Annotated in this window: 21 protein-coding genes and 1 pseudogene; 14 read left to right on the top strand and 8 right to left on the bottom strand. The window is 38.6% G+C overall.

The window, feature by feature from the left end; translation table 11 throughout:
- Nucleotides 1–7 precede the first annotated feature (7 nt).
- Nucleotides 8–865, top strand: coding sequence for an acyl-CoA thioesterase II (gene tesB / locus H4J57_RS13465; RefSeq protein WP_182217117.1), 858 nt, complete (start codon nt 8–10; stop codon nt 863–865).
- Here the strand turns inward: tesB and H4J57_RS13460 are convergent.
- Complete coding sequence (locus H4J57_RS13460; protein ID WP_182221368.1) at nt 862–2,115, bottom strand: mechanosensitive ion channel family protein; 1,254 nt, start codon at nt 2,113–2,115, stop codon at nt 862–864. The genes tesB and H4J57_RS13460 overlap by 4 nt on opposite strands.
- A gap of 26 nt (nt 2,116–2,141) precedes the next feature.
- Nucleotides 2,142–3,044: an acyltransferase gene (locus tag H4J57_RS13455; protein WP_182214597.1), complete on the bottom strand. Its 903-nt coding sequence runs from the start codon at nt 3,042–3,044 to the stop codon at nt 2,142–2,144.
- A 420-nt stretch (nt 3,045–3,464) separates the two neighbouring features.
- Between H4J57_RS13455 and proB the strand changes: the two genes are divergently transcribed.
- The gene (gene proB, locus H4J57_RS13450) at nt 3,465–4,562 is read left to right on the top strand and encodes a glutamate 5-kinase (protein WP_182243305.1); all 1,098 of its coding nucleotides are present in this window, start codon (nt 3,465–3,467) and stop codon (nt 4,560–4,562) included.
- A gap of 30 nt (nt 4,563–4,592) precedes the next feature.
- Here proB and H4J57_RS13445 read toward each other — a convergent pair whose 3' ends face one another.
- The 3 genes from H4J57_RS13445 to ilvC all read right to left on the bottom strand — a co-directional run bounded on the left by H4J57_RS13445 (nt 4,593) and on the right by ilvC (nt 7,205).
- The gene (locus H4J57_RS13445) at nt 4,593–4,988 is read right to left on the bottom strand and encodes a Fis family transcriptional regulator (RefSeq protein WP_182214593.1); all 396 of its coding nucleotides are present in this window, start codon (nt 4,986–4,988) and stop codon (nt 4,593–4,595) included.
- Between the two features lie 285 nt (nt 4,989–5,273).
- A complete protein-coding gene (locus H4J57_RS13440) occupies nt 5,274–5,591 on the bottom strand; it encodes a pyrimidine/purine nucleoside phosphorylase (RefSeq protein ID WP_182230323.1) in 318 nt (105 codons plus the stop codon).
- A gap of 129 nt (nt 5,592–5,720) precedes the next feature.
- The gene (gene ilvC / locus H4J57_RS13435; RefSeq protein WP_182230324.1) at nt 5,721–7,205 is read right to left on the bottom strand and encodes a ketol-acid reductoisomerase; all 1,485 of its coding nucleotides are present in this window, start codon (nt 7,203–7,205) and stop codon (nt 5,721–5,723) included.
- Between the two features lie 199 nt (nt 7,206–7,404).
- Between ilvC and ilvY the strand changes: the two genes are divergently transcribed.
- The gene (ilvY, locus tag H4J57_RS13430; protein ID WP_070375379.1) at nt 7,405–8,283 is read left to right on the top strand and encodes an HTH-type transcriptional activator IlvY; all 879 of its coding nucleotides are present in this window, start codon (nt 7,405–7,407) and stop codon (nt 8,281–8,283) included.
- A 123-nt stretch (nt 8,284–8,406) separates the two neighbouring features.
- Here ilvY and H4J57_RS13425 read toward each other — a convergent pair whose 3' ends face one another.
- On the bottom strand, nt 8,407–9,930 hold the full coding sequence (locus tag H4J57_RS13425) for a YifB family Mg chelatase-like AAA ATPase (protein WP_182214590.1): 1,524 nt from the start codon (nt 9,928–9,930) through the stop codon (nt 8,407–8,409).
- Between the two features lie 501 nt (nt 9,931–10,431).
- On the opposite strand from H4J57_RS13425, the gene ilvG reads away from it, so the two are divergent.
- The 8 genes from ilvG to H4J57_RS13385 all read left to right on the top strand — a co-directional run bounded on the left by ilvG (nt 10,432) and on the right by H4J57_RS13385 (nt 20,600).
- Nucleotides 10,432–12,096, top strand: a complete 1,665-nt coding sequence (gene ilvG / locus H4J57_RS13420; protein WP_070377107.1) for an acetolactate synthase 2 catalytic subunit — start codon at nt 10,432–10,434, stop codon at nt 12,094–12,096.
- A gap of 1 nt (nt 12,097) precedes the next feature.
- Nucleotides 12,098–12,343 (top strand): acetolactate synthase 2 small subunit, encoded by a 246-nt coding sequence (ilvM, locus tag H4J57_RS13415; protein WP_070375381.1) that lies wholly within the window; start codon nt 12,098–12,100, stop codon nt 12,341–12,343.
- A 115-nt stretch (nt 12,344–12,458) separates the two neighbouring features.
- The gene (locus H4J57_RS13410; RefSeq protein ID WP_070375382.1) at nt 12,459–13,385 is read left to right on the top strand and encodes a branched-chain amino acid transaminase; all 927 of its coding nucleotides are present in this window, start codon (nt 12,459–12,461) and stop codon (nt 13,383–13,385) included.
- Nucleotides 13,386–13,621: 236 nt separating this feature from the next.
- Nucleotides 13,622–15,484: a dihydroxy-acid dehydratase gene (gene ilvD / locus H4J57_RS13405; RefSeq protein ID WP_070375383.1), complete on the top strand. Its 1,863-nt coding sequence runs from the start codon at nt 13,622–13,624 to the stop codon at nt 15,482–15,484.
- A 35-nt stretch (nt 15,485–15,519) separates the two neighbouring features.
- Nucleotides 15,520–17,091, top strand: a complete 1,572-nt coding sequence (gene ilvA / locus H4J57_RS13400) for a threonine ammonia-lyase, biosynthetic (protein ID WP_182230325.1) — start codon at nt 15,520–15,522, stop codon at nt 17,089–17,091.
- Between the two features lie 137 nt (nt 17,092–17,228).
- Nucleotides 17,229–18,662, top strand: coding sequence for a DUF418 domain-containing protein (locus H4J57_RS20120; RefSeq protein WP_259364914.1), 1,434 nt, complete (start codon nt 17,229–17,231; stop codon nt 18,660–18,662).
- Nucleotides 18,663–18,897: 235 nt separating this feature from the next.
- Nucleotides 18,898–19,668: a response regulator gene (locus H4J57_RS13390; protein WP_070375385.1), complete on the top strand. Its 771-nt coding sequence runs from the start codon at nt 18,898–18,900 to the stop codon at nt 19,666–19,668.
- Between the two features lie 209 nt (nt 19,669–19,877).
- Nucleotides 19,878–20,600 (top strand): helix-turn-helix domain-containing protein, encoded by a 723-nt coding sequence (locus H4J57_RS13385; protein WP_182243303.1) that lies wholly within the window; start codon nt 19,878–19,880, stop codon nt 20,598–20,600.
- 60 nt (nt 20,601–20,660) lie between these two features.
- Here H4J57_RS13385 and ubiK read toward each other — a convergent pair whose 3' ends face one another.
- Nucleotides 20,661–20,909, bottom strand: a complete 249-nt coding sequence (ubiK, locus tag H4J57_RS13380) for a ubiquinone biosynthesis accessory factor UbiK (protein WP_070375387.1) — start codon at nt 20,907–20,909, stop codon at nt 20,661–20,663.
- Between the two features lie 186 nt (nt 20,910–21,095).
- Here ubiK and rep point away from each other — a divergent pair, with 186 nt between their 5' ends.
- Both rep and H4J57_RS13370 read left to right on the top strand, forming a co-directional pair.
- Nucleotides 21,096–23,117 (top strand): DNA helicase Rep, encoded by a 2,022-nt coding sequence (gene rep / locus H4J57_RS13375; protein ID WP_182243301.1) that lies wholly within the window; start codon nt 21,096–21,098, stop codon nt 23,115–23,117.
- A 337-nt stretch (nt 23,118–23,454) separates the two neighbouring features.
- On the top strand, nt 23,455–23,715 hold the full coding sequence (locus H4J57_RS13370) for a hypothetical protein (protein ID WP_182243299.1): 261 nt from the start codon (nt 23,455–23,457) through the stop codon (nt 23,713–23,715).
- Nucleotides 23,716–24,301: 586 nt separating this feature from the next.
- Here H4J57_RS13370 and H4J57_RS20115 read toward each other — a convergent pair.
- Nucleotides 24,302–24,907 carry a PEP-CTERM sorting domain-containing protein gene (locus H4J57_RS20115; protein WP_259366864.1) on the bottom strand — a complete coding sequence of 202 codons (606 nt, stop codon included), beginning with the start codon at nt 24,905–24,907 and terminating at the stop codon, nt 24,302–24,304.
- A gap of 316 nt (nt 24,908–25,223) precedes the next feature.
- Between H4J57_RS20115 and H4J57_RS13360 the strand changes: the two are divergent.
- Nucleotides 25,224–25,608: pseudogene (locus H4J57_RS13360) on the top strand (transposase); the annotation flags it as partial.

Here is a 25,608-nt window from a genome sequence, read left to right as displayed (position 1 = left end):
AAATATTATGAGTCAAGTGTTGGATGATTTATCTTCATTATTAGAATTAGAGGTAATCGAACAAGGAATTTATCGTGGTCAAAGCCAAGATTTAGGCTTTCGTGCGCTGTTTGGTGGTCAAGTAATGGGACAAGCTGTTTCTGCCGCTCAAGAAACAGTTGATTCAGCACGTAATGTTCACTCGCTTCATTCTTATTTTCTACGTCCAGGTGATGCCAGTAAGCCGGTTGTTTATGAAGTCGAAAATATCCGTGATGGTAAAAGTTTTAGCACCCGGCGTGTTAAAGCAATTCAAAACGGTAAAGATATATTCTATATGACGGCCTCTTTTCAACAATATGAAAAAGGCATTGAGCATCAAGATCTTATGCCCGATGTACCCGCACCTGAAGATTTAGCGTCTTACACAGATTTCATTTTCGACAACCAAGATAAAATACCTGAAGAAATTAGAGGTAAATTTTTAGCTGAAAAGCCCATCGAAATGCGTCCTGTTAAACCTTATAATTGGCTGCAACCCGAAAAGACAGCACCTAAGTCTCAGATGTGGATAAAAGCAAACGGCACCTTATCTGATGATTTACGTATTCATACCTATATGCTGGCTTATACTTCTGACTTCTTGTTTTTACCAACGGCTTTATTTCCACACGGCTTGAGTCATTGGCAACCCAATTTACAGATTGCCACGATTGACCATGCCATGTGGTTTCATCGCCCATTTCGTTTTGATGATTGGCTGCTTTACGTTATGGATAGTCCGTCAGCAAGTGGCGGTCGAGGCTTAGTTAAAGGGCAAATTTTTAATCGTCAAGGACAGCTTGTTGCCTCAACGATGCAAGAAGGCGTAGTTCGTCAACGTTAAAGTTGTCGACTCGAGCGACTTTTTTGCCAGTCATAGCCGGTAGGATGCTGAAAAACACGTAAACTGAATACCGGCGCCATAGCGAATAAATGGTCAAAAATATCGGCTTGTATACCCTCATAATTCTTCCAGTTTTGGTCATTACTGAAACAATATATCTCCAGCGGTAAGCCTGAGTCGGTTGCCGCTAATTGCCTGACCATACAGGTCATCTCATCATGTATTTTTTCATGTTTAGCTAAGTAAGCGGTAATATAAGCGCGAAAAGTTCCGACATTGGTTAACTGCCGGCTATTAACATTATCGTTAGATAAATTAGCCGTTTTTAAACTCGTGGTGATTTCATCAGATTTTTGCTGTAAATAATCTTTTAATAAACTAATTTCTTTAAGTTTTTCAATCTCAGCACTTTGATAAAATGAAATACTGTTGATATCAATAATAATGCTACGCTTAATGCGTCGACCACCTGAATTGAGCATGCCTCGCCAATTCTTAAATGAGCCGTTTATTAAGGCGTACGTAGGAACAGTTGTCACTGTATTATCAAAGTTTTTTACTTTAACCGTATTTAAACCAATCTCAATAACATCGCCATCAGCACCATAATTAGGAATTTCAATCCAGTCACCAGGCGCGACCATTTTGTTTGCTGATATTTGAATACTAGCGACTAAACCTTTAATCGTGTCCTGAAATACTAATAATAAAACAGCAGTTAATGCACCTAAACCACTGAGTAAATAAATAGGTGACTTATCTAAAATAAATGAAATAGATAGAATCGTAGCAACCAAATAAATAACCAGTTTTATCACTTGTATCGTTGAGCTTAAGGGTAAGTAGCGGTCACGCGCAGTATTTTGATAAAGACTTCTAATGACGTTTAAAATAGCACTAATAGAACGTGCAATTTGAAAGCTGAGAGCTATTTTTACAAAAACCACTAAAACGGCGCCAAGTAATGCTTGTTCGGGCAGTAAAATAGGCGTTAAAAACAGTAGTACGAATAACGGAATTAAAAAAGCGAAGCGAGAAAAAACATTATGCTCTAATAAAACATCATCCCAAGTATTTTTTGTTCTGCTGACCATTTTGTTAACAAAAGCTAATACCTGATATTTTGCGAGGTAGTAACCCAATGCTGAAATGACAAAAATGAGCATGCAACCAACAAAAATGGTGGTCATCGCTAAATACGCTTCGGCGATACCTTGGTTAGTTAACCATGTGCTAATGAGTTCACTCATTTAAGTTTCCTTTTTCAATTTCAATGTTATTTAGCGGTATTATCATTATTAAACTCGATAAGTTTTTGGTCTTTATCAAGCCATAATTGATTAACCCATTTTTGAAATTTTATTTTAAAATGTCGATCGCGCACATAGTCGCCAACAAGATCATCGCCAATGTTTGAAACCTCTACATCGACATTTACCTGTTTAATTTTTCCCGCTAAAAAATCACTAAAAGTAGGGATCCCTTCTGGGTAATGAATGGTAACATTGACTATTTTATGCAAGTTGCCACCCATGGCTTCTAGCACAAAACCTATGCCACCAGCTTTAGGTTTAAGTAGATGTTTAAACGTGGAATTTTGCTTATCGTGCTTTTCGTTAGTGAAGCGTGTTCCTTCTATAAAGTTCATTATACTGACGGGTTTATGCTTGAATTTAGCACAAGCTTTACGTGTGGTTTCAACGTCTTTGCCTTTTAAATGAGGGTTCTTTTTAATGAAAGATTGGCTATAACGCTTCATAAATGGAAAGTCGAGGGCCCACCAAGCCAAGCCTAAAAAAGGCACAAAAATAAGTTCTTTTTTTAAGAAGAATTTCAAAAAAGGAATTTTGCGATGCATGACTCGCTGCAAGATAACAATATCAACCCAGCTTTGGTGATTACAGACTACCAAATACCATTCTTTCATGGTTAGTTGATCTAAGCCGGTTACCTTAATTTCTGTTTTATTAAAAAGCTTTTGAATAAAGGTGTTAACACCCACCCAATTGCTTGCCATTTGATCTAATAAATAGCTGAATATTTTTTTAGCAAAGGTTAATGGAATAATAGCCTTACAAAATGAAAATATAATAATAGGTATTAACCAGAAAAGCGTATTAACGGTATAAATTGTTAGCGAAATAATATGAATAAGTAGCGGAGGTAAAAAATTCAACATGGAATACTTGCTCAATATAACAAAAATAAATAGATGTCCGATCATAATCTGATTTGAAGTAATTTTCAGCAAAAACAGTGAAATAAATTAATCACGATTAACAACCGTTTGAAAACAATTATTCATCAAGTTGTTGAAATGAGTGAAAGTTAACGAGGCTTAATGTTAATAATTAGCAGAGAAAGGCGTTTTAGGCGTCTATTATTGATATTTTAGAATGAGGTAAAAAACACCATCTTGTTATTTCAAGTTAAGTAACTCGCCATTTCTTAAGTTTTAATGGATATAAATACCGAATTAATTCGATATAACAAGTCAACAGCCTAAAAAGGATAAACTCATCTATATTATGGCAAAAAGTTGATTGCAAATTACCTGCATATCGAGGCATGCTAGGGGCTGGATCATAGGGGAACAACAATGAATTTTAATCGTGCGGTAATTAAAGTAGGCAGTGCTTTAGTTGCACCAGACAATAAGGGCTGTAGTGGTAAGTATATTCTTGCTATTGCTCGTTTTATTACCGAATGCCAACAGGCAGGTAAAGAAATTATTATCGTTTCATCTGGCAGTGTTGCTGCAGGACGACAATTAATTAAGCACGGCTCTCCCGTACCCTCTATTCCCACTAAACAAGCGATGGCATCTGTTGGGCAAATGAAAATGATGGCGAATTGGCAGCGATTTTTTGATGTTCCTTGTAGCCAGTTACTCATTACCCATGGAGATTTAAAAGATCGCCAGCGCTACATCAATATTAAAAACACCCTACGCATTTTATTGGAAAATGGTGTTATCCCTATTGTTAATGAAAATGACACGGTCGCGACTGATGAATTGAAAGTCGGTGATAACGATAATTTAGCCGCCTTAGTCGCTTTAGTGAGTGAAGCTGACTGCTTATTCATCTTAAGCGATATCGACGGTGTTTATGATCAAGACCCGCGTGAAAACCCTAAGGCAAGGTTACTCCCTGAAATTCACGAAATTACCGCTGAAATTCATGCCATGGCTGGAACAACAAATAACGTTATTGCCACCGGTGGTATGAAAACAAAAATTCAGGCCGCCGAAAAAGCGGTTGAAAATGGCATAGATACTTATATTTTAAATGGTAGTCGTAGTGAAGTTTTTCAACAGATATTAAAAGGTGAAAACCCAGGTACACATTTTAGTGCCAAACAAGCGGCGACCAAAGCACGCAAACACTGGTTAAAACATACCTTAAAAAGCAGCGGAAAAGTACATCTTGATGCCGGTGCAGTGCATGCTGTGGTTAATGAAGGAGCTTCGCTATTACCCTCAGGTGTCAGTCAAGTTGACGGTGATTTTGTCGCTGGAGAGTCTGTTGATATTATTGACGCGCATTCTAAAAATTTGATTGCTAAAGGTATTTGCCAATACAGTCAACGAGATTTATTGCGTATTATGGGGTGTAATAGTGAACAGATAATCACTTTATTAGGCTGTTGTCCCAGTAAAGTGATTATTCATCGTGATGATATGGTTGTTTTATAAGGCTAGGTAACGGGGTAATTAACTGAGGCTCTAGCGGCCAAACTGTTTACTTTGTGTTGGCTTTTGCTTAGTCACTCTTAATTTTAGACGTTCAGGCCATTGACCACTATGGTCACGTAAGCAAGACTCTTCACTATCTAAATGGACATTGTGGCGAACGTTTTTTAAGACAATACCCACTTTGAGTAACTGCTTTTGAATGACATCACGCAAGTGATCATCAACTTTTTGTTCTTTCGCTGCAATCACTTCTGCATCGATATCGAAAATACAGGTCACCACTAAACTTGCGGGAAAATTAGTGTAATTAGCGCGGTGGGTTAGCCAACAGAAACCATCAACTTCGTTAGTGAAGTCTTCGCAGGCTAATTTAAGTGCTTTACAAACATTATTATCGATTTTTTGCGTGGTTTTATTGAGTTTCATTATTTATATTCAGCAATGGCTATTAAAGATGATTTTTTCATTAAATGAGTATTATTGATAGTAAATCAGCAATGTTTTTAGTGGCGAGGTGTTAAATAAGGTTTAGCGGTTATCGGCAAGAGCGAGTTAAATTATAATGATAACTTAACGTTAAATGTCGAAGTCCGTTTTAAGAAGGTGTCACTTTTAAGGTATCAGTGAGTTTTTGTCGATAAGGGTGACTTAAGCTAATGATAAGCACCTCCATTATCTTCGGAGGTACTGTTAAAGCCAATAGATGTGGCTTTATGCTGCTATATAAGAACAGCAATAATCAGCTAACGCTTTTACTTTGATATCAAATTTAGCATCGGCGTCGACATAAAAGTGTCCACCTGCAGAAATGCTTTGCCATTGCGTCTCGTTAGGTAATAATATTTCAACCTCACCAGCGATAATTTCCATCAATTCTTTTTCTGCCGTAGCAAAGGTATACTCACCAGGCATCATAATGCCTAAGGTTACTACTGAACCATCTGCTAGCGTTACTTTTCTGCTAGTTACGTTGCCGTCAAAATAAACATTAGCGGCCTTGGTCAGTGTTACATTCTTTAATTCTGTCATGATAATTTTCCTCTTTGATATAAAATAAAGCGCTGCAGTGTAGCACTTGCTGGCCAGAAAATAATACCATTAGACTCTCTGGCCTAAGTGTTTACCTTTAGTGACCTACAACGCTCGTTTTATTTTATTTTATTGATTCGACTCTACAATGCGTTTCATATCTGTCATGTAGCCACGTAATTTTTTACCTACGCTTTCGACACCATGGCTGCGAATTGCTTCGTTAACTTCAATCAAGCGTACGTTATCAACGCCATTTGAGCTTTCCTTTAAGCCTTCACCTAATTCTTCAAGTGACAATTTGCTGACGAAATCACTAAGTAAAGGTTGTGCAGCATGGGTAAATAAATAGTTACCGTATTCAGCGGTATCTGAAATGACTACGTTCATTTCGTACAATTTGTTACGGGCAATACAGTTAGCAATTAACGGTGTTTCGTGTAATGACTCATAATACGCTGACTCCTCAATGATACCCGCAGCAACCATAGCTTCAAAGGCTAGTTCAACACCGGCTTTTACCATAGCTACCACAAAGATGCCTTTGTCGTAGTATTCTTGTTCGGTAATTTCAATGTCGCAATCAGCTGCTTTTTCAAAAGAAGACTCAGCTGTTTCTTCACGCCATTTTAATAAGTTCACATCATCATTTGCCCAATCTTCCATCATAGTGGCAGAGAAGCGACCTTCGATAATATCGTCCATATGTTTTTCAAATAACGGACGTAAGATGACTTTTAATGCTTCAGACATATCAAACGCTTTAACTTTAGCAGGGTTTGATAAACGGTCCATCATATTGGTAATACCGCCATGCTTTAAGCCTTCCGTTGTTGTTTCAATGCCGTATTGTAATAGCTTACGTGCATACGCAGCATCCATACCTTGCGCAACTAACTGCTTATGGCCAAGTACTGCTGCGGTTTGCAACATGCCACATAAAATAGTTTGCTCGCCCATTAAGTCAGACTTCACTTCAGCAATAAATGATGATTCAAGTACGCCGGCACGATCGCCACCAGTAGCTGATGCGTAAGCCTTAGCTATTGCTAAGCCGTTACCTTGTGGATCATTCTCAGGGTGAACAGCAATTAAAGTAGGTACACCAAAACCACGTTTGTATTCTTCACGTACTTCAGTACCCGGACATTTAGGGGCAACCATGACTACAGTAATATCTTCACGAATTTTCATACCTTCTTCAACGATATTAAAACCGTGTGAGTAGGCTAAAGTTGAACCATGTTTCATATGAGGCATAACAGCAGTAACAGCAGATGTATGTTGCTTGTCTGGTGTTAAATTAAGCACTAAGTCAGCTTGTGGTATTAATTCTGCGTATGTACCTACGGTAAAACCGTTCTCTGTCGCCCATTGCCAAGATTGACGTTTTGATGAAATGGCAGCTTCGCGTAATGCGTAAGAGATATTTAAACCCGAATCACGCATGTTCAAACCTTGGTTTAGCCCTTGCGCGCCACAACCGACAATGACAATATTCCAGTCTTTAATAAAATTACAGCCATCGCTGAATTCTTCACGCTGCATAAAACGACATTTGCCTAACTGACCTAATTTTTCACGTAAACTTAAGGTGTTAAAATAATTGCTCATTGGGTTATCCTTTTGTCTCAAATCGACTCAACGTAATGCTGGCGATGTGATTATTTAATGGCTTTATCGGTCTTTCCGACGATGGAGTTATCATAGCGCAAGATTAATGTTGCTTAAAATGATATATTCGCAAGGTGGTGTTGCATAAAGTGCAACGATTGGTGGGTAAAATGTTGTCAATGAATGGTAAGAGTAAATAATGGATCTTAAATCGTTAAAAATGTTTGTGCATTTAACCCACAGTCTTCATTTTGGGAAAACCGCTGAAGCGCACCATGTCAGTACTTCTACCTTAAGTCGAATTATTCAAAGGCTGGAAGATCAGTTAGGTTGTTTGCTATTACATCGTGATAATCGTTCAGTCGTGCTAACTGAGGCAGGCATGTTATTTTATAAATATGCCGAACAGCAACTTGAGCAATGGCAATTATTGCAATTGTCGCTCGACCAAAAGCAGGCTGAACTACAGGGTAAACTTCACATTTATTGTTCTGTTACTGCCGCTTATAGTCATTTACCACCGCTATTGGAACGCTTTCGCCAACAACACCCGCTAGTTGAAATTGTATTAACGACCGGTGATGCTGCTGATGCCTTTGACCAAGTACAGCAAAAGTTGGTAGATTTTGCTTTTGGTGTAAAACCTGAAAGCTTATCAAGAATGTTTTATTTTCAGCATATTGCTACTGTGCCGTTGGCCGTTATTGCACCAACGATGGCTTGTCGAGTTCAGCAACAATTACAAGACGAAACAATTATTTGGTCTGAAGTACCGATTATTTTAGCTGAGCATGGTGCGGCGCGTAAGCGTTTTGAACTTTGGTATCGTAAAAAGCAACAAGGTAAACCCAATATTTATGCAACAGTTTCGGGTCATGAAGCGCTTGTTAGCATGGTTGCTTTAGGTTGTGGTGTCGGCATGGCCCCAAAAGTTGTTGTTGAAAATAGCCCGGTAAAAGACCGGGTGCAATATTTACAAAATGTTGGCGACATTGAGCCGTTCGACCTCGGCATTTGTTGTTTAAACCAAAGTCGAGAACAAACCTTAGTCAAAGCCTTCTTTGAGGCAATTAAATAGTCTCAGCAACCGCTTTATCGCTAGAGAATAGCCATTGTTATTGGCTAGAAGGCTTTTTGATAAGATGCTAATGCCAGATATATTCAATATGACGACTTTAATCTTATTAATTGTGATGTCCGGTTAAAAAGAAACAGCATCGGTTAGGTGTCTCAGTAATCGGTCCATTGCGCGATAAGACAGCGCTTCAATGATATGTTCATGTTGAATATCTTCAATACTATTCATGTCTGCCAAGGTGCGCGCTATCTTTAATATTTTATGGTGGGCACGGGTAGACAAACCAAGTTTTTCAACGGCAAGCTCTAAAAACTCATGCTCATCAGTACTCAGTTTGCAAAATATCCGTGTTTCAGCACTCCCTAAGTGAGCATTTGCTTTCCCTTGCCGCTGTAATTGTAATTCTCTACACAGCGCAACCCTTTTCTGTATTTGCGCAGAACTTTCATTGTTATGATCATCCTTTGCCCACATACCCTTGGGTAAACGGGTCACCTCAATTTGAATGTCAATTCGGTCAAGAAAAGGCCCCGATAGGCGATTTAAATAGCGTAGCACTTGTTCAGGTGTGCTGCGGTTATCATTGTAAAATCCGGTTGGGCTAGGATTCATCGCAGCTACTAATTGAAATTTTGCTGGAAAGGTTTGTTTGTACATTGCTCTAGAAATGGTAACTTCGGCTGATTCCATGGGTTCACGTAAAACATCGAGCACTTTACGAGCAAATTCTGGTAATTCATCCAGAAATAATACGCCATTATGCGCCAATGAAATCTCTCCCGCTTGTGGTTGGCTGCCACCACCAACCAGTGCCGCAGAAGAAGCCGTATGATGGGGAGCGCGAAAGGGGCGAGTTAACCAAGATTTATGATTGATTTTTTGATGGCTAATCGAAGCGATAGCTGCAGCCTCTAACGCTTCACTTTCGCTCATTGGTGGTAATATTCCAGGTAAACGGCTCGCTAGCATGGTTTTGCCCGTACCGGGTGGCCCAATAAAAAGTAGATTGTGCGCGCCACAAGCGGAGATTTCTAGAGCTCTTTTTGCCAGTGGTTGGCCAATAACATCAGCAATGTCTTTACTGGTAGGCACTTGATAATGCTCTACTGCTTTTGCAGACACCAAAGGTAGCGAGCGTTGCTTTAAAAAGTGTGGGTATAATTGACTTAAATGTTCTATTGATAAAATATTGGCCTGCTTAACCCAACTCGCTTGTTCAGCATTTTGTTTAGGAATAACTAAGGTTCTTTTAGCGTTAGCGCAAGCAATTGCCATTGGAATTTCACCAATAATTTCACGCAATTCACCGGAAAGCGCAAGTTCGCCAGCAAACTCATATTGGCTTAAATCTGTATTAGGCAGTTGCTTACTGGCAACCAAAATACCAAGCGCTATCGGTAAGTCGAAGCGACCTCCTTCTTTAGGTAAATCAGCAGGGGCTAGATTTATGGTAATTCGCTTTGCGGGGAACTGATAACCACAATTGATGATAGCGCTGCGCACCCGATCTTTTGATTCACGTACCGAGGTTTCTGGTAAACCGACAATATTAAATACCGGCAGTCCATTGGCTAAATGCACTTCGACAGTGACAAGGGGAGATTCAAGCCCAACCCGGGCTCTGCTATAAATACAAGCTAAGCTCATAACAAATCCATTTAGTTAGCATCCTGTAAGTTAAGTTTAGGCAGGATTTATCTAAAGTGCTAACGCATCATATAACTAAATTATTTATTTCAATTAAAAAACGCTAGTAAAAAAACTTGCACTTAATATTAGAGCTATGGTACTAATTTAAATAGGCAGTGCAATAGCCAACAAATTTAAAAGTTTTTCATTTTGTTTTTATAAAGAATCAAGGTAATTGAATAAACATGCAAAAATTTAGTTCAGTGATTATTAACATTCTCGTCGTGGTGATTATTAAATCATCGCGAGGTTGTTTGTTGAGCTAAGAAAAACTAAAGCAAAAAACAAACCCTCGCTCCGAAAGGAACGGGGGTTTTTTTATAGATAAAGATGAAAATAATGATGGTCAGTTTTAATATCAATATTTTATATCAATAAATCATACCAACTCAGCGCAAAGGAGAAAGCTCAAACTAACGGTTATGCAAAATGTATTCAGTTGGGTGGGTTAAAAAAAAGATGACAAGTGAAAAGAAACAAACAGGCGGTTCATTACTTTTTGACGTACTTCAGCAGCACGGTGTTGAGCATGTTTTTGGTTATCCTGGTGGCGCTATAATGCCAATTTATGATGCACTTACCGACAGTGACATCCAACACTTCTTGTGTCGTCATGAGCAAGGTGCGGCATTTTCAGCAGTAGGTTATGCAAGAGCATCCGGTAAAGTAGGGGTTTGTTTTGCGACTTCTGGACCGGGGGCAACTAATTTAATTACTGGCCTTGCTGACGCCCTTGCCGATTCAATTCCTATTGTTGCCATAACTGGACAAGTTGCTACTTCGGTGATGGGCTCTGATGCTTTTCAGGAAATCGATATTTTTGGTTTATCACTCGCCTGTACTAAGCATTCTTTTCAGGTAACAGATATTAATGATCTTGAAAAAGTTTTACATCAAGCCTTTGCTATAGCATTGGAAGGGAGACAAGGTCCTGTTCTTGTCGATATCCCAAAAGACATTCAAATTGCGCATGTGGTTAGCCAAGGCAGTGTAGTTTCAACCTTGAAAAATAAAGTTAATTTACCACCGGCTAATGTTGGTTCTGCAATCGCTATGCTTTGTCATGCAAAACAGCCTGTTTTGTATGTGGGTGGCGGTGTAGGTATGGCAAACGCGGTCGATGAATTACGCGATTTTATTGATATTACCCATATACCGAGTGTTTCAACATTAAAAGGTTTAGGTGCTATTTCGCCTAATAATGAAAACTATCTTGGCATGTTAGGCATGCACGGCACTAAAGCGGCAAACTTAGCGGTACAAGAAAGTGATTTATTGGTTGTTGTTGGTGCACGTTTTGATGACCGAGTTACTGGGAAATTAACTGAGTTTGCGCCCCATGCGAAAGTTATTCATTTTGATATAGATACAGCCGAGATTAATAAACGCCGAGCCGCTGATTCAGCGATCTTAGGTGATTTAAAAACTAATTTACCTGCCTTATCGATTCCTTTAGAAATCAAAAGTTGGCAACAAAAATGTCAGCAAATGAAAGCTGATTTTTCTTGGGATTATAATCATCCTGGCAGCACTATTTTTGCACCAGCGGTACTTAAAGAGTTGAGCGATAAAATGCCGCTAAACAGTTGTGTTACCACTGATGTTGGTCAACATCAAATGTGGGCGGCACAGCATATGTCATTTGATCACCCTAGTAACTTTTTAACCAGTGCTGGAATGGGCACCATGGGCTTTGGCTTGCCGGCCGCGATCGGTGCACAAGTTAGCCGACCAACAGATTGTATTATTACTGTTTCAGGCGATGGCTCTATCATGATGAATGTGCAAGAACTCTCAACAATAAAGCGTTTTCAGCTACCGGTAAAAATTGTCCTCATTGATAATGCCAAATTAGGTATGGTCCGCCAATGGCAAGATTTATTTTTTGATGGACGTTTAAGTGAAACAGATCTTTCTGATAACCCTGATTTTGTCATGCTTGCAAATGCATTTGACATTAAAGCTAAACAGATAAGCTCTAAGGCAGAGGTTTCTGAGGCGATTGAAGAGATGTTAGCGCATAACGGGCCTTATCTTTTACAAGTTAAAATAGATGCCGCAGATAATGTTTGGCCACTAGTTCCACCCAATACAGCCAATGATAAAATGATGGAGAGTACTTAAGATGAATCATTATCAATTACGTATAAAGGCTGATGATAAGCAAGTGGTGTTAGAGCGTATTTTACAAGTCACCCGCTACCGAGGCTTCCTAATCGAAGGCATTAAGGCGCGAGTTAATACCGGTACAAATATCGGCACTATAGAATTAATGGTGCGAAGTGAGCGACCTATTTCACTTTTAGTTGATCAAATTAATAAACTGATTGATATCAAAGACGTCAAGGTAGACAAAAATACCACGAAGTAATGTCGCTCATAACCAGTTATAATAATTGCGCAACAAGCACCCATAAAAATTCAGAGTTGGTTGGGTAATTAAACTACAGCTAACTCGTTAAAAATATTATAAATTAGGAAGAAAAATGGCTAAAGTAAATGCAGAACTAATTTGGTTTAATGGTGAACTCATGCCTTGGAAAAATGCTACCGTGCATGTAATGAGTCACGCTTTGCATTATGGTTCCTCGGTATTTGAAGGTATCCGTGCTTATGATACTCATAAAGGTACGTGTATTTTTCGTTTAGAAGAACATATTAAACGTTTATTTGATTCAGCAAAAATCTATCGAATGAATATCCCTTTTACCCAAGAAGAAATTGTTCAAGCCTGTAAAGATGCCGTTGCTGAAAATGGTTTAGCTTCTGCTTACTTACGTCCGTTGGCTTTTTTGGGTGATATCGGTATGGGGTTACGTCCACCTATTGATGCAAAAGCTGATGTAATGATTGCTGCATTTAGTTGGGAAGCTTACCTAGGCGCTGATGCTATTGAGAATGGTGTAGAAGTTGGAGTGTCAAGTTGGAATCGATTAGCACCTAACACTATGCCAACAGCAGCAAAAGCCGGTGGTAATTACCTTTCATCACAACTGATTTCAGCTGAAGCTGCTCGTCATGGTTATGCTGAAGGTGTCGCACTTGATATCAATAATATGGTTAGTGAAGGAGCCGGTCAAAACTTATTTTTGATCCGCAAAGGTATTCTTTATACCCCTCCTGGAACGGCTTCGATTTTACAAGGTTTAACCCGCGATACTGTATTTTTTCTTGCAGAACAATTGGGTTATGAAGTACGTGAAGAGCCAATTTCTCGTGAGTCATTGTACTTAGTTGATGAGTTCTTTATGTGTGGCACAGCAACGGAAGTTGTACCAGTAAAATCAGTGGACGGAATGCTTGTCGGTAATGGTACCCGTGGACCGATCACTAAAGCTATTCAAGAAGCATTTTTTGGTATTTTCAACGGAACGACTACTGTTCCAGATAATTGGTTAGATCCCGTTAAATAACGGTAATAAAAGCAACTCGTTGTCATTACCACTTTACCGGCATCGGCAATACTCGCTTCTGGCGATAAGCCCGTTACGCCTTCTTTGCTAAAGTGGCAAATGTTGAAGAGTTGCTATCACCGTAAACTATAAATAAAACCGATAAGGTTTTATTTTAAGAGCTTCTTGGAACAGTAGCTTTCAAAATAAAATTTTTCACAATATTAATTCACATTATCAATTGGAATGTAAATATCATGCCTAAATTAAGATCTGCAACTTCTACTCAAGGCCGTAATATGGCTGGGGCTCGTGCTTTATGGCGCGCAACAGGAATGACGGATAATGATTTTGGCAAACCAATTATTGCGGTTGTTAACTCCTTTACTCAGTTTGTACCCGGTCATGTGCATTTAAAAGATATGGGACAGCTTGTTGCCGGCGCTATTGAAAAAGCGGGTGGTGTCGCTAAAGAATTTAATACCATTGCGGTTGATGATGGTATTGCCATGGGTCACAGCGGTATGCTTTACAGTTTACCTTCGCGTGATTTAATTGCCGACTCGGTTGAATATATGGTTAATGCGCATTGTGCCGATGCTATGGTCTGTATTTCAAACTGTGACAAAATCACGCCGGGTATGTTAATGGCGGCTATGCGCTTAAATATTCCAGTGATTTTTGTTTCCGGTGGCCCAATGGAAGCTGGTAAAACTAAGCTTTCTAACCAAATTATCAAACTTGACCTTGTTGATGCGATGATCCAAGGTGCTGACCCAAAAGTCTCTGACGCGCAAAGTGACCAAGTTGAACGTTCGGCTTGTCCTACTTGTGGTTCTTGTTCGGGCATGTTTACTGCTAATTCAATGAACTGTTTAGCAGAAGCGTTAGGTTTAGCACAACCGGGTAACGGTTCAATGCTTGCAACCCATGCTGACCGTGAACAACTGTTCTTAAACGCGGGTAAAGAAATTGTTAAATTAACTAAGCGCTACTATCAAGAAAATGACGAGTCGGCGTTGCCACGTAATATTGCTAACAAAGCGGCGTTCGAAAATGCCACTTGTTTAGATATTGCTATGGGTGGTTCAACAAATACCGTGTTGCATTTAATCGCCGCTGCGCAAGAAGCTGATATTGATTTCACCATGAAAGATATGGATCGCTTATCAAGAGTTGTCCCGCAGTTATGTAAAGTTGCTCCTTCTACACCTAAATACCATATGGAAGACGTACATCGCGCTGGTGGTGTCATTGCAATTTTAGGTGAATTAGCTCGCGCTAATTTATTAACCATGGACATCAAAAACGTACTGGGTTTAACACTTGATGAAATGCTAGAAAAATATGATATAACGTTAACTAAAGACCAAAGCGTGATCGACTTTTTCCGTGCAGGCCCCGCAGGTATTCGTACCACTAAAGCTTTTAGTCAAGACTGTCGTTGGGATACTGTTGATGACGATCGTGAAAACGGCTGTATACGTTCACTTGAACACGCGTATTCATTAGAGGGTGGCTTAGCGGTATTAGCCGGTAATATTGCCCCTGATGGTTGTGTTGTTAAAACGGCGGGTGTATCAGATGATAATTTAGTCTTTACCGGTCCAGCTCATGTTTTTGAAAGCCAAGATGATGCGGTTTCAGGTATTTTAGCGGGCAAGGTTGTTGCTGGCGAAGTGGTTGTTATTCGTTACGAAGGCCCTAAAGGGGGTCCTGGTATGCAAGAAATGCTTTACCCAACCACTTACTTAAAATCTATGGGGTTAGGTAAAGAATGTGCCTTATTAACCGATGGCCGTTTCTCTGGTGGCACTTCTGGTTTATCTATTGGCCATGTTTCTCCTGAAGCTGGCAGTGGCGGTATGATTGCCTTAGTTGAACAAGGTGACATTATTCATATCGATATTCCTAATCGCGATATTACATTAAACGTCAGCGAAGCAGTTTTAGCTGAACGTCGCACTAACATGGAAGCAAAAGGCAAGGATGCTTGGAAACCACTTAACCGTGTACGCCCAATTAGCTATGCCTTGAAAAATTACGCGATGTTAGCAACAAGTGCTGACAAAGGTGCAGTACGTAACCGTGATTTACTTGACGGTTTAGTTGGGGCGTAAGGTGAATTTCTTGATGACCTTTTGGAATAAATATAATGACTGAAGCTGAACAGCAAGCTTTAGTGCTTGCGAAAGAAACTCAAGAACAAGGGCTCGACTATTTACGAAGAATTCTATTGGCACCCGTTTATGATGTTGCTATAGAAAGTGAATTAACATCATTAACTAAGTTGTCATCACGTTTAGGCAATCAAATTTTCCTTAAACGTGAAGACCAGCAACCGGTTCATTCTTTTAAGATCCGTGGTGCTTATAATAAGCTTGTTAATTTAACTGAAGAGCAGTGTATTCATGGGGTGATTGCCGCTTCTGCCGGTAATCATGCTCAGGGCTTGGCACTTGCAGCAAATAAGCTCGGTATTAAAGCCACGATTGTTATGCCAATAACAACACCTGATATAAAAGTTGATAATGTACGTCGTTTTGGCGCCGAAGTGCGCTTAGTCGGTAAAAGTTTCAATGAAGCGCAAGTTGCTTCATTAGATTTTGCCCGAGATGAAAATAAAACAATAGTTCCTCCTTTTGATGATATCGATATTATCGCTGGACAAGGCACGGTTGCCAAAGAACTTTTACAGCAGCACCCAAAAATTGACGTTGTTTTTGTTCCAGTCGGTGGTGGCGGTTTACTAGCAGGTATGTCGGTTTATTTAAAGCAACTACGACCCAATATAAAAGTTATCGGTGTTGAAGCAGAAGACTCTGCTTGCTTGAAAGCCGCTATGGAAGCCGGTAAACCGGTCGACTTAGAACAAGTGGGACTGTTTGCTGATGGGGTTGCCGTAAAGAGGATTGGTGAAAATACCTTCAATGTCATTAAACATTATTGCGATGACGTGATCACGGTAACAACCGATGAAATTTGTACTTCTATCAAAGACATCTTTGAACAGACGCGCGTGATTTCAGAACCTGCTGGCGCATTGTCACTGGCGGGCTTACAGAAGTATTGTAAAACCAGTGCTGGAGATGAAGCATTAGTTGCTATTCTGTCTGGCGCTAATATGAATTTTCACACGTTACGATATATTTCAGAGCGATGTGAATTAGGTGAGCAAAAAGAAGCGGTGCTCGCAGTAAAAATTCCAGAAAAGAAAGGTAGTTTTAGAACCTTCTGTCATGCCTTAGATGGACGAGTGATCACTGAGTTTAATTACCGTTATGCAACAAAAGCCGATGGCAGCCATAAAAGTGCTAATATTTTTGTAGGTGTTAGAACCAGTGGTGAAGATGATCGAAATCACTTACTGTCACAGTTAACTAAAAGAGATTATCGAGCAACAGATCTTACTGATAACGAATTAGCTAAACTTCATGTCCGCTATATGATTGGTGGCCAAAATTCTTCACCAACGCCAGAGCGTATTTTTCGTTTTCAGTTTCCTGAATATCCAGGTGCATTGGAAAAGTTCTTAGATACCTTAGGTGAGCATTGGAATATTACTTTATTTCATTACCGTAATCATGGTGCGGCTTTCGGGCAAGTATTAGCTGGCTTTGAAGTGAATAATGATGACCAGCTTGCCTTTTTTAATCATTTAAAAGATTTAGGTTATGAGTGGCAAGAAGAAACCGAAAATAAAGCCTATCAAGCATTTTTAAATTAAATCGAGCGATTATTTAAATAACCTTTACTGATCATATACTAAAGCCACTTTAATTGAAGTGGCTTCTTATATTTTATACTTTTCAATTGCAGAAAAATTAGTTTATTCTATATCCATAAAAACTATATGGACAATTCATGATGCAAGTAAGCCAAGAAGATGAATCGGTAATACCCCCCTCTAAGTTAAAACCCTTGGATAAACATAAACGTGTTGATGCCTTAGATATTTTACGCGGCCTAGCTCTCGTTGGTATTTTATTGATGAATATTGAATGGTTTAACCGTGCAATTATTTCTTTAGGCGGACACGATACAACATTAACTGGTATTGACCATGCAATTGGTTGGTTAATTCGTTGTTTTGTTGAAGGTAAATTTTATAAATTATTTGCCCTTATCTTTGGAATGGGCTTTGCTGTTATGTTGTTACGTGCCAAAGATGCAGGTCGACCCTTTGGTGCTTGGTTTGTTCGTCGTATGTTGGTATTGCTGCTCATCGGTATAGCCCATATGATTTTTTTATGGGGCGGTGATATTTTACACCAGTACGCTATCGCGGGTTTAATCCTATTAGCTTGGGTTACCTATAAAAAAACAGAAGACCCAAAAGCTTATTTAAAACTAGCCTTAATGTGGCTAATGATCCCTCTTTTTCTGGTGAGTTTTTTGGGTTCTATATTGGGCATGGTTTTTAACGAGTCTAAGTATCAAGAAATATGGCAAAACGACCTTGATATATATACAGCAGTTGAACAGCAATTACTGACAAATACTGATGTTATATTAGAAAAGAACGATGCTATTGATAGTGAAGAGTCTAGTGCTGAAGAAGCTATACTTACCGATGAAGAACTGAGAGAAATCACTATTGCTGAAACTATTGAGCAACGTAAAGCATTACAGGCGGATATTGCTGAAGAAGATAGTGCCTTTATGCAAAATAGTTATTGGCAAGCTACAGAATACCGGCTTGGCTTTCTGGGATTTATGTTGATGTTCACGCCTATTATGTCGTTGTTCGTTTTAATACCAATATTTATCTTAGGTTTTTGGCTGGTGGTGACAGAAAAAATAACCAAACACCAAGAGCATCATAAATTTTTTAGTCTCTTGGCTAAAGTCGGTTTATGCGTTGGTATTCCATTAAATGTTGCTAGCATCTTAATTATTCAACACCCTGCCGCAGCTATTTCAGTCGTGCTGCAAGGTGTTGGGCAAACACTTTTTTATATCGGCCAATATTTACTTTCGGCAGGATATTTAGGTCTCGTTGTTTGTGCGTTAAACAAACAAAAGTGGCAGCAGTTTTTTGTCGCATTTTCACCCATGGGGCAAATGGCATTAACCAATTATTTAATGCACTCAGTTATTTTAACGAGTATCTTTTATGGTTATGCGGGAGGGCAATACGGTGAGATATCAAGAGCACCGCAAATGCTTATTGTTATAGCCATTATAGTGACTCAAATAATATTATCTAAATGGTGGTTAAACCGCTACCGCTTTGGTCCCATGGAATGGTTATGGCGTAGCCTAACCTATAAACAAATGCAGCCAATGAAGTTGTAACCTGCGGTAGATTTAAGCGAGTTTACCTTTAAAAGTTAACAAGCAGCCATTGGCTGCTTGTTACATAAAGAAGATAGATTAACTTGTTTTATTGTTTACTTTAATGACGACAATTCTCTTTGTTTAGCAGAAGCAGTTAAGCAAAGAAGAGCCACCGGGTAATATAAGTTTACTTAGTGAAACTCTCAGGTATAGTAATTTATAATTAAGTTTTACTAATGCGAGTGAGTTTTATATGACCCAAAAAAGATTGCTCGTTGTTGAGGACAGTAAGTCAATTGCGCTAGTTATTGAAAAAATTGCTGTTTCCTTAGGATATTCCGTGACCATCGCTCACACCTTTGCTCATGTTAAAGTGTTGCTCGCCCAAGAGCATAGTTTTTTCTTAGCGACGCTTGATTATGGTTTACCTGATGCGCCTAATGGTGAAGTTGTTCCCTATATTGTTCAACACAATATTCCCAGTATTATCATGACGGGCCGAATTGATGACGCTACACATAAGAAATTACTTAACCAACCCATTATTGATTACATTACAAAAACGAATGCTCAGGCTTATCATTACTTACTTCGAATCCTTCATGGTCAACTTCATAACCCAAAAATTGGTGTTTTAGTCGTTGATGATTCTTTAGCCTCAAGAAATCATGTTTGTCAGTTACTTAAACGAAGAAACTTTACAGTTTATGATGTTGAAGATGGTACCAAAGCAATTAAAAAGCTTGAGGAGCAACCAGATATAAAAATTGTGATCCTTGAGCAAGATTTAACCGGGGTGAGTGGCTTAGAATTAGTACATAAAATTAGAGCCAAACACCCAATTAATGAGTTAATCATTATAGCGGTAGCGAGTTCAGAAAAGAGTTTTCAATCAGCACGATTCATTAAAAATGGTGCCGATGATTTTCTACGAAAACCTTTTTGTCCCGAAGAATTCTATTGCCGCGTTATGCTAAATATTGAGAAGCTACAATATATTGAGAAACTAAAAGATATCAATTAAATTAAGTTTATCCTTAAAATAAAAAAGCAGCCGGTGGCTGCTTTTTTATGGGTAAGCAATGACAATAAACATTTATGTCAAATAACCCTAACAACATTTCTATATTCAACAATATTCTTAAATATTCACCTTTATATTATTGCAGGAATAACCAAGAATAAGTCTGCTGTCGACGGCATTTTAATACTTAATCTAAAAAGGAAAAGCAAATGACGCTTGGTGAACAGTTAAAAAAACTTAGAAATGAAAAAGCATTAAGTCAGCCTGATTTAGCTGATTTAACGGGAATAGAGCAATCTTATTTATCAAAGTTAGAAAATGATAAGTCAATGCCATCAAATGATATTTTTAGAAGGTTATTAGCCGCTTATGAGTTATCTTTAGCTGATTTTATAGCTGCATTCGACAGACGCTACGCTGAGACTCAGCTTAAGCAGATACCTGATATAGAGCATTGGTTAAAGCAGCAACAGCAATCACAAATGTTAAATCAAAGGCGTTATCTTTATATATGCAGTGCACTGATTGTCCTTGCGCTCACTTTATTCTATGTCGGGCAAAGTAAAATATTGTTTCCAGAGGTACAGTTTGGATACTATTCTCAAGGCGTTGTTTTAGCGGGAGAGCCGAAAGATATATTTGATGATTGGGAGAAGATGATCCCGCGAGAAGATGTAAAAAACCAGCTTTACTATAAAAAGAAGATGGAGATGACACAACGTAAGGATGAAAAATTCATATTGTCTGAGAAATTCTTAGGGAAAAACTATGTCGTAACATTACCAAAAGGGCTTCGGCTTTATCGTGCCGATAGTGAAAAAATGATTGCTCAGCCAATAAATGCATGGCTACGAATAGCGGGTGTATTCTTGTTTGTCATGGGAATTATGGGCTTTATTTTAGAGCGGCGTGTCTATAAAATAGTCACTTAGTCATACTCTTCGAAGCGATAAGTTAGTTGTACCGATAATAACTTATCGCTATTTGTGACTTTATTCAGCTAACTTAGTTTCGATTTCAGCGAGCTTATTTTCTAACTCAGCCAGTTTCTGACGCGTTTTTAATAATACTTGTGTTTGAACATCAAACTCTTCACGAGAAACCACGTCAAGCTGTGTTAATTTTCGTTGTAACACCACTTTGGTTTTTTCTTCAATATCTGCAGCTATATCTTTGAATTTCGGTGGAATTGCATCGGAAACTTGTTTGGCGATTTCTTCAATCTTTTTAGCGTTAAACATAATCATTATCCTTAGTTCATCAATGAGCTCATTGTAATGTATTTAATGGTTTTGCCAATGGCTAATTTATTAACTCCAAGATATTTAACAATGTAGAGTTTGACCTGTGCGAGGGTATATACGATATAGAGCAAACAAGGTAAAATCATCGCCCTGAAAATCTAATTATCTGAAAAACTGAACACTATGAAACTTAACCCCGGACAAAATGAAGCGGTAAAATATGTTACTGGCCCCTGCTTAGTCTTAGCCGGCGCGGGTAGTGGTAAAACAGGGGTTATCTGTAAGAAAATTGCTTATCTTATTGAAAAATGTGATTACAAAGCCCGTAATATTGCGGCAGTAACCTTTACCAATAAAGCCGCACGAGAAATGAAAGAACGTGTGATTAAGATGATGGACAAAAGTTTAACGCGAGGTCTCACCGTTTCGACTTTTCACTCGCTGGGTCTTGATATTATTCGTAAAGAAATTAAAACCTTAGGTTATAAACCCGGTTTTACCTTATTTGATGACCAAGACACGTTGTCTTTATTAAAAGAATTAACACATGATGAGCTTGATGGTGATAAAGATTTACTGAGTAAATTACAGAGCATGATTTCCAATTGGAAAAATGACTTAATGTTACCCGACACCGCGATAAAAATGGCTGGTGATGCAGACACCACGATGTTTGCTGAATTCTACCAGCTCTATCAAAAACATATGAAAGCCTATAACGCGCTTGATTTTGATGACTTAATCTTAATCCCTACCTTGTTGTTAAAAAACTTTCCTGACGTTAAAGCACGCTGGCAGAAAAAAATTCAATACTTACTGGTTGATGAATATCAAGATACCAATGCCAGCCAATATGAGTTAGTAAAATTAATCGCGGGTGAACGGGCCTTGTTAACGGTTGTTGGCGATGACGATCAATCTATATATTCATGGCGTGGTGCAAAACCGCAAAATCTTGTTTTACTCGGAGAAGATTTTCCGCAACTTAAGTTGATTAAGTTAGAACAAAATTACCGCTCAAGTGGTCGTATTCTTAAGTGTGCCAATACTTTAATCGCGAACAACCCTCATGTTTACGACAAAGCGTTGTTTAGTGAGTTGGCTTACGGCGTTGAACTGCGCGTTATTCAAGCGAAAAATGAAGAGCATGAAATTGAGCGAGTGGTCGGTGAGTTAATTGGTCATAAGTTCTTAAACAAAAGTAAATTTAAAAATTATGCGATCTTGTATCGTGGTAATCATCAATCACGCTTATTAGAAAAAGCATTAATGCTTAACCGTATTCCATATAAGATCAGCGGCGGGACTTCATTCTTCTCTCGAAGCGAAATTAAAGACATGATGGCATTTTTACGTGTTTTGGTGAACCCGGATGATGACAATGCATTTCTAAGAATAGTTAATGTACCACGTAGAGAGATTGGACCCACCACACTAGAAAAACTGGGTAATTACGCCAATATGCGGCAAATAAGTATGTTCGCCGCTAGTTTTGAGTTGGGGCTTGAACAGCATTTAACCGGTCGTGGTTTAGTGCATGTGCAAAGGTTTACTCGTTGGTTAGTTGAAACTGGCGATCACGCGGAGCGAGGTGATACTCCTGCCGTGCTTAGAGCGATGATCCGTGAAATAAATTATGAAGATTGGCTGTACGACACTTCGCCTAGCCCAAAAGCGGCAGAAATGCGGATGAAAAACGTTACGCAACTTTTTAGTTGGGTAACTAATATGCTTGAAGGGGATGAAGAAGAAGAGCCTATGTTATTGCCGGCCATTGTAACCCGCTTAACCTTGCGCGATATGATGGAACGTGGCGAAGATGAAGACGATGCTGACCAAGTACAATTAATGACACTACACGCTTCTAAGGGGCTAGAATTTCCTTATGTCTTCTTGATTGGCATGGAAGAAGGTTTATTGCCACACCAAACAAGTATGGACGAAGGTAATGTTGAAGAAGAGCGTCGATTGGCTTATGTGGGAATTACCCGTGCGCAACGTGAATTGATTTTTACTTATGCCAAAGAGCGCCGACAATATGGTGAAGTTTCTCGCACCGAAGCGAGTCGATTTTTACACGAATTACCGCAAGACGATTTAAGTTGGGAGCTAACAGAAACTAAAAAAAGCCAAGAGCACAAAGACAAAACCACTAAAATGGGTGTGGCGAATTTGCGTGATATGCTCAAGAATAAAAACAAATAAGTACTTTTTATGTTTTGGCTAAAGGTAGCTAAAATAGAAAAACTTCAATTAAGCCCGCCATTAATGATAATAAAATAACGCCTCTCTGCTTCAGGGAGGCGTTATTTTTTATTAAAAATTTGCCATGAAAATTAAAATAATCTTACAAAGTTAAACAAATGAAATACAAAAACTGAACAGTTAATGTTTTGTATTTTATTATAATTAATTTACACAAAGTTCGACCTTTAGCTCAATAAAAGGCGATAAATCTCTTATTGGTCTCACTTTTAATGAAAAATTAATTATATGGATATTGCAGTTGATGAGTTTAAAGAAAGTACTGTTGAGTTTTTTTATGGGAATTTCCATCAGTTCATGTGCGTTCGTTCCCTCTTCTTCACCTGACCAGCCTTACTATTATGACTGCGATATGGTGACAAAAAAACTAACCTTAAAATCCATTCAAATGGGGGAGCTAGGAGATTGTGACGATGGCGGTATAGCGGAATGTATCATTATGACGGGTATTTTGAGTACAGCAATCTTGATTGTTTCTGGCAGTGTCGTTTTGTTAGGTAATACTTTGCATTGGTCAGAATATAAGTTGAAATGTTAGACATACAATAAGGTCATCTAAAATTAAAACAGCCCAACAGATATAATTTATTGCTGGTAGTTTTCCTATTCATTATCTTCGGGTTTGTAAAAATAACTTATGCGCTTTATGAAAGCGAGTAACGCACAAATTACAAAGTCTGCTTCAAGTTCATTGCTGCCAGTCGGCTTCCATCTCAGAACACTAAATTTGCGGCAAAGCGGTCTAAATTTACCAATAAAAATCATCCGTCATAACGATGACTTTGATACGAAGAGGACATAAGCCTTTGCTTATCTAACTGCGACCATTTCGAAAATAACCTGTCAAACGGATAGGTTGTGAATGGATTATTTATTGTCAATAAACTATAAAACTGACACCAGTAGTGCTGAATATTAATTTAAAGTATTTGAAGCCTTTTTCATATATGGCTTAGCAAAGGATTAAGTACCCTATGGTAATGGTTTACTGATAAAAATCCCTATTAATAAATCAATCGTGTCAAAACTCTTTACAGTTAAAAACCTAATTTACCAATCACCAGAAACACAAAAACACCAATCATTACAATTGATGTTTTCTATAATAAAACAATTTTAAATTATTAAGATTGTTTCTTAAATCTACGTGATGCTAAACCAATCATTCCTAATGCAAAAATAGCAAGTGTAGATGGTTCTGGTACAGAAACTGAACCTGGACCAGTGCCACTTTGAACAGACGAAATACCCATCAATGTAATTTGGATTGGCGTAGTCATCGTGTCGACGCAGCAAGCAGTCCCGGTAAATAAACCCCAACTCCCGTTACCTAAAACAAGCGGATTAGTTTTGAACCAATCGTTATCACTACTGCTATTATTCCAACTCCCTGCGTCGATTGCATAACCATCTAACGTGCCTGCCGAAACTAGAGCGTCATTTTGTGCTGTATTACCGCCCATGTTATTTATAAAGCTAGTCCACTGGAAGAGCTGCCAAGACGCTGTGTTTTGGTTACTGGCTGAAAGAGCATTATCCCAAAGACCAATACGCACTCCACCATTATCAGAAAAGGCGGAACTTTGATCTCCATGCCAATGCTGACCATACATCTCTATGGTTCCGTTATCTAAATCGTCCCAACCAAATGCAATAAGATGTGCATTTGCAACGTTTGTTAAGCTACAAGTAGCTATAATTAATCCTGCTAAGAATACTTTTAATTTCATTTTGTGATTACCTTATATATTTTTTTGCAATATTTTGTGTTTTATAAGAGCAAGAATCTTGTGTTTTATAAGAGCAAGAATCTTGTGTTTTATAAGAGCAAGAATCGAACCAAAGTAAAAAACACAACAATTTCAATATAATAGTTGTTTCTAAAATAGTAAGAAGATAACATTGTAAAAAAACTTGACACAAAACCACTGATCAGACAAGACAAAACATTAACAATGCTGCTAATTAAGCCACCCATAATAACTTGTTTGTTTTTTCAACAATAAACTACACTTAATTCACCCTCTTATAAGTGTGGTGATTGTTATGCCCAAGCCTCGTTCACAACAAATCAGTTTATCTGATACGCCGTATTATCATATTTGCAGTCAAACCGTTCGCAAAGCCTTTTTATGTGGTGTTGATAAAGAAACCGGTGTCAGTTATGAGCACAGGCGCCATTGGATTGCACAACGTATGTTTAAATTATCTCAGGTGTTTGCTATTGATATTTGTGCTCACGCTGTCATGAATAATCACTTACATTTAGTCCTTCATGTTGATAGTGAACAAGCTAACAACTGGATGACGCTAGAGGTACTGTCCTGTTGGCATAAGTTGTTTAAAGGCACCCTGTTGACCCGTCAATATCAACAGGAGCAATCATTAGCTACATTAACTCCATTCGAAATGGAAATGGTTGAAGAAACAG

This window comes from Colwellia sp. BRX8-7 (genome assembly GCF_014077275.1).
Taxonomy (GTDB): Bacteria; Pseudomonadota; Gammaproteobacteria; order Enterobacterales; family Alteromonadaceae; genus Colwellia_A.
The sequence above is the reverse complement of the archived record's forward strand: the minus strand, read 5'-3'. Positions and strand labels throughout refer to the sequence as shown.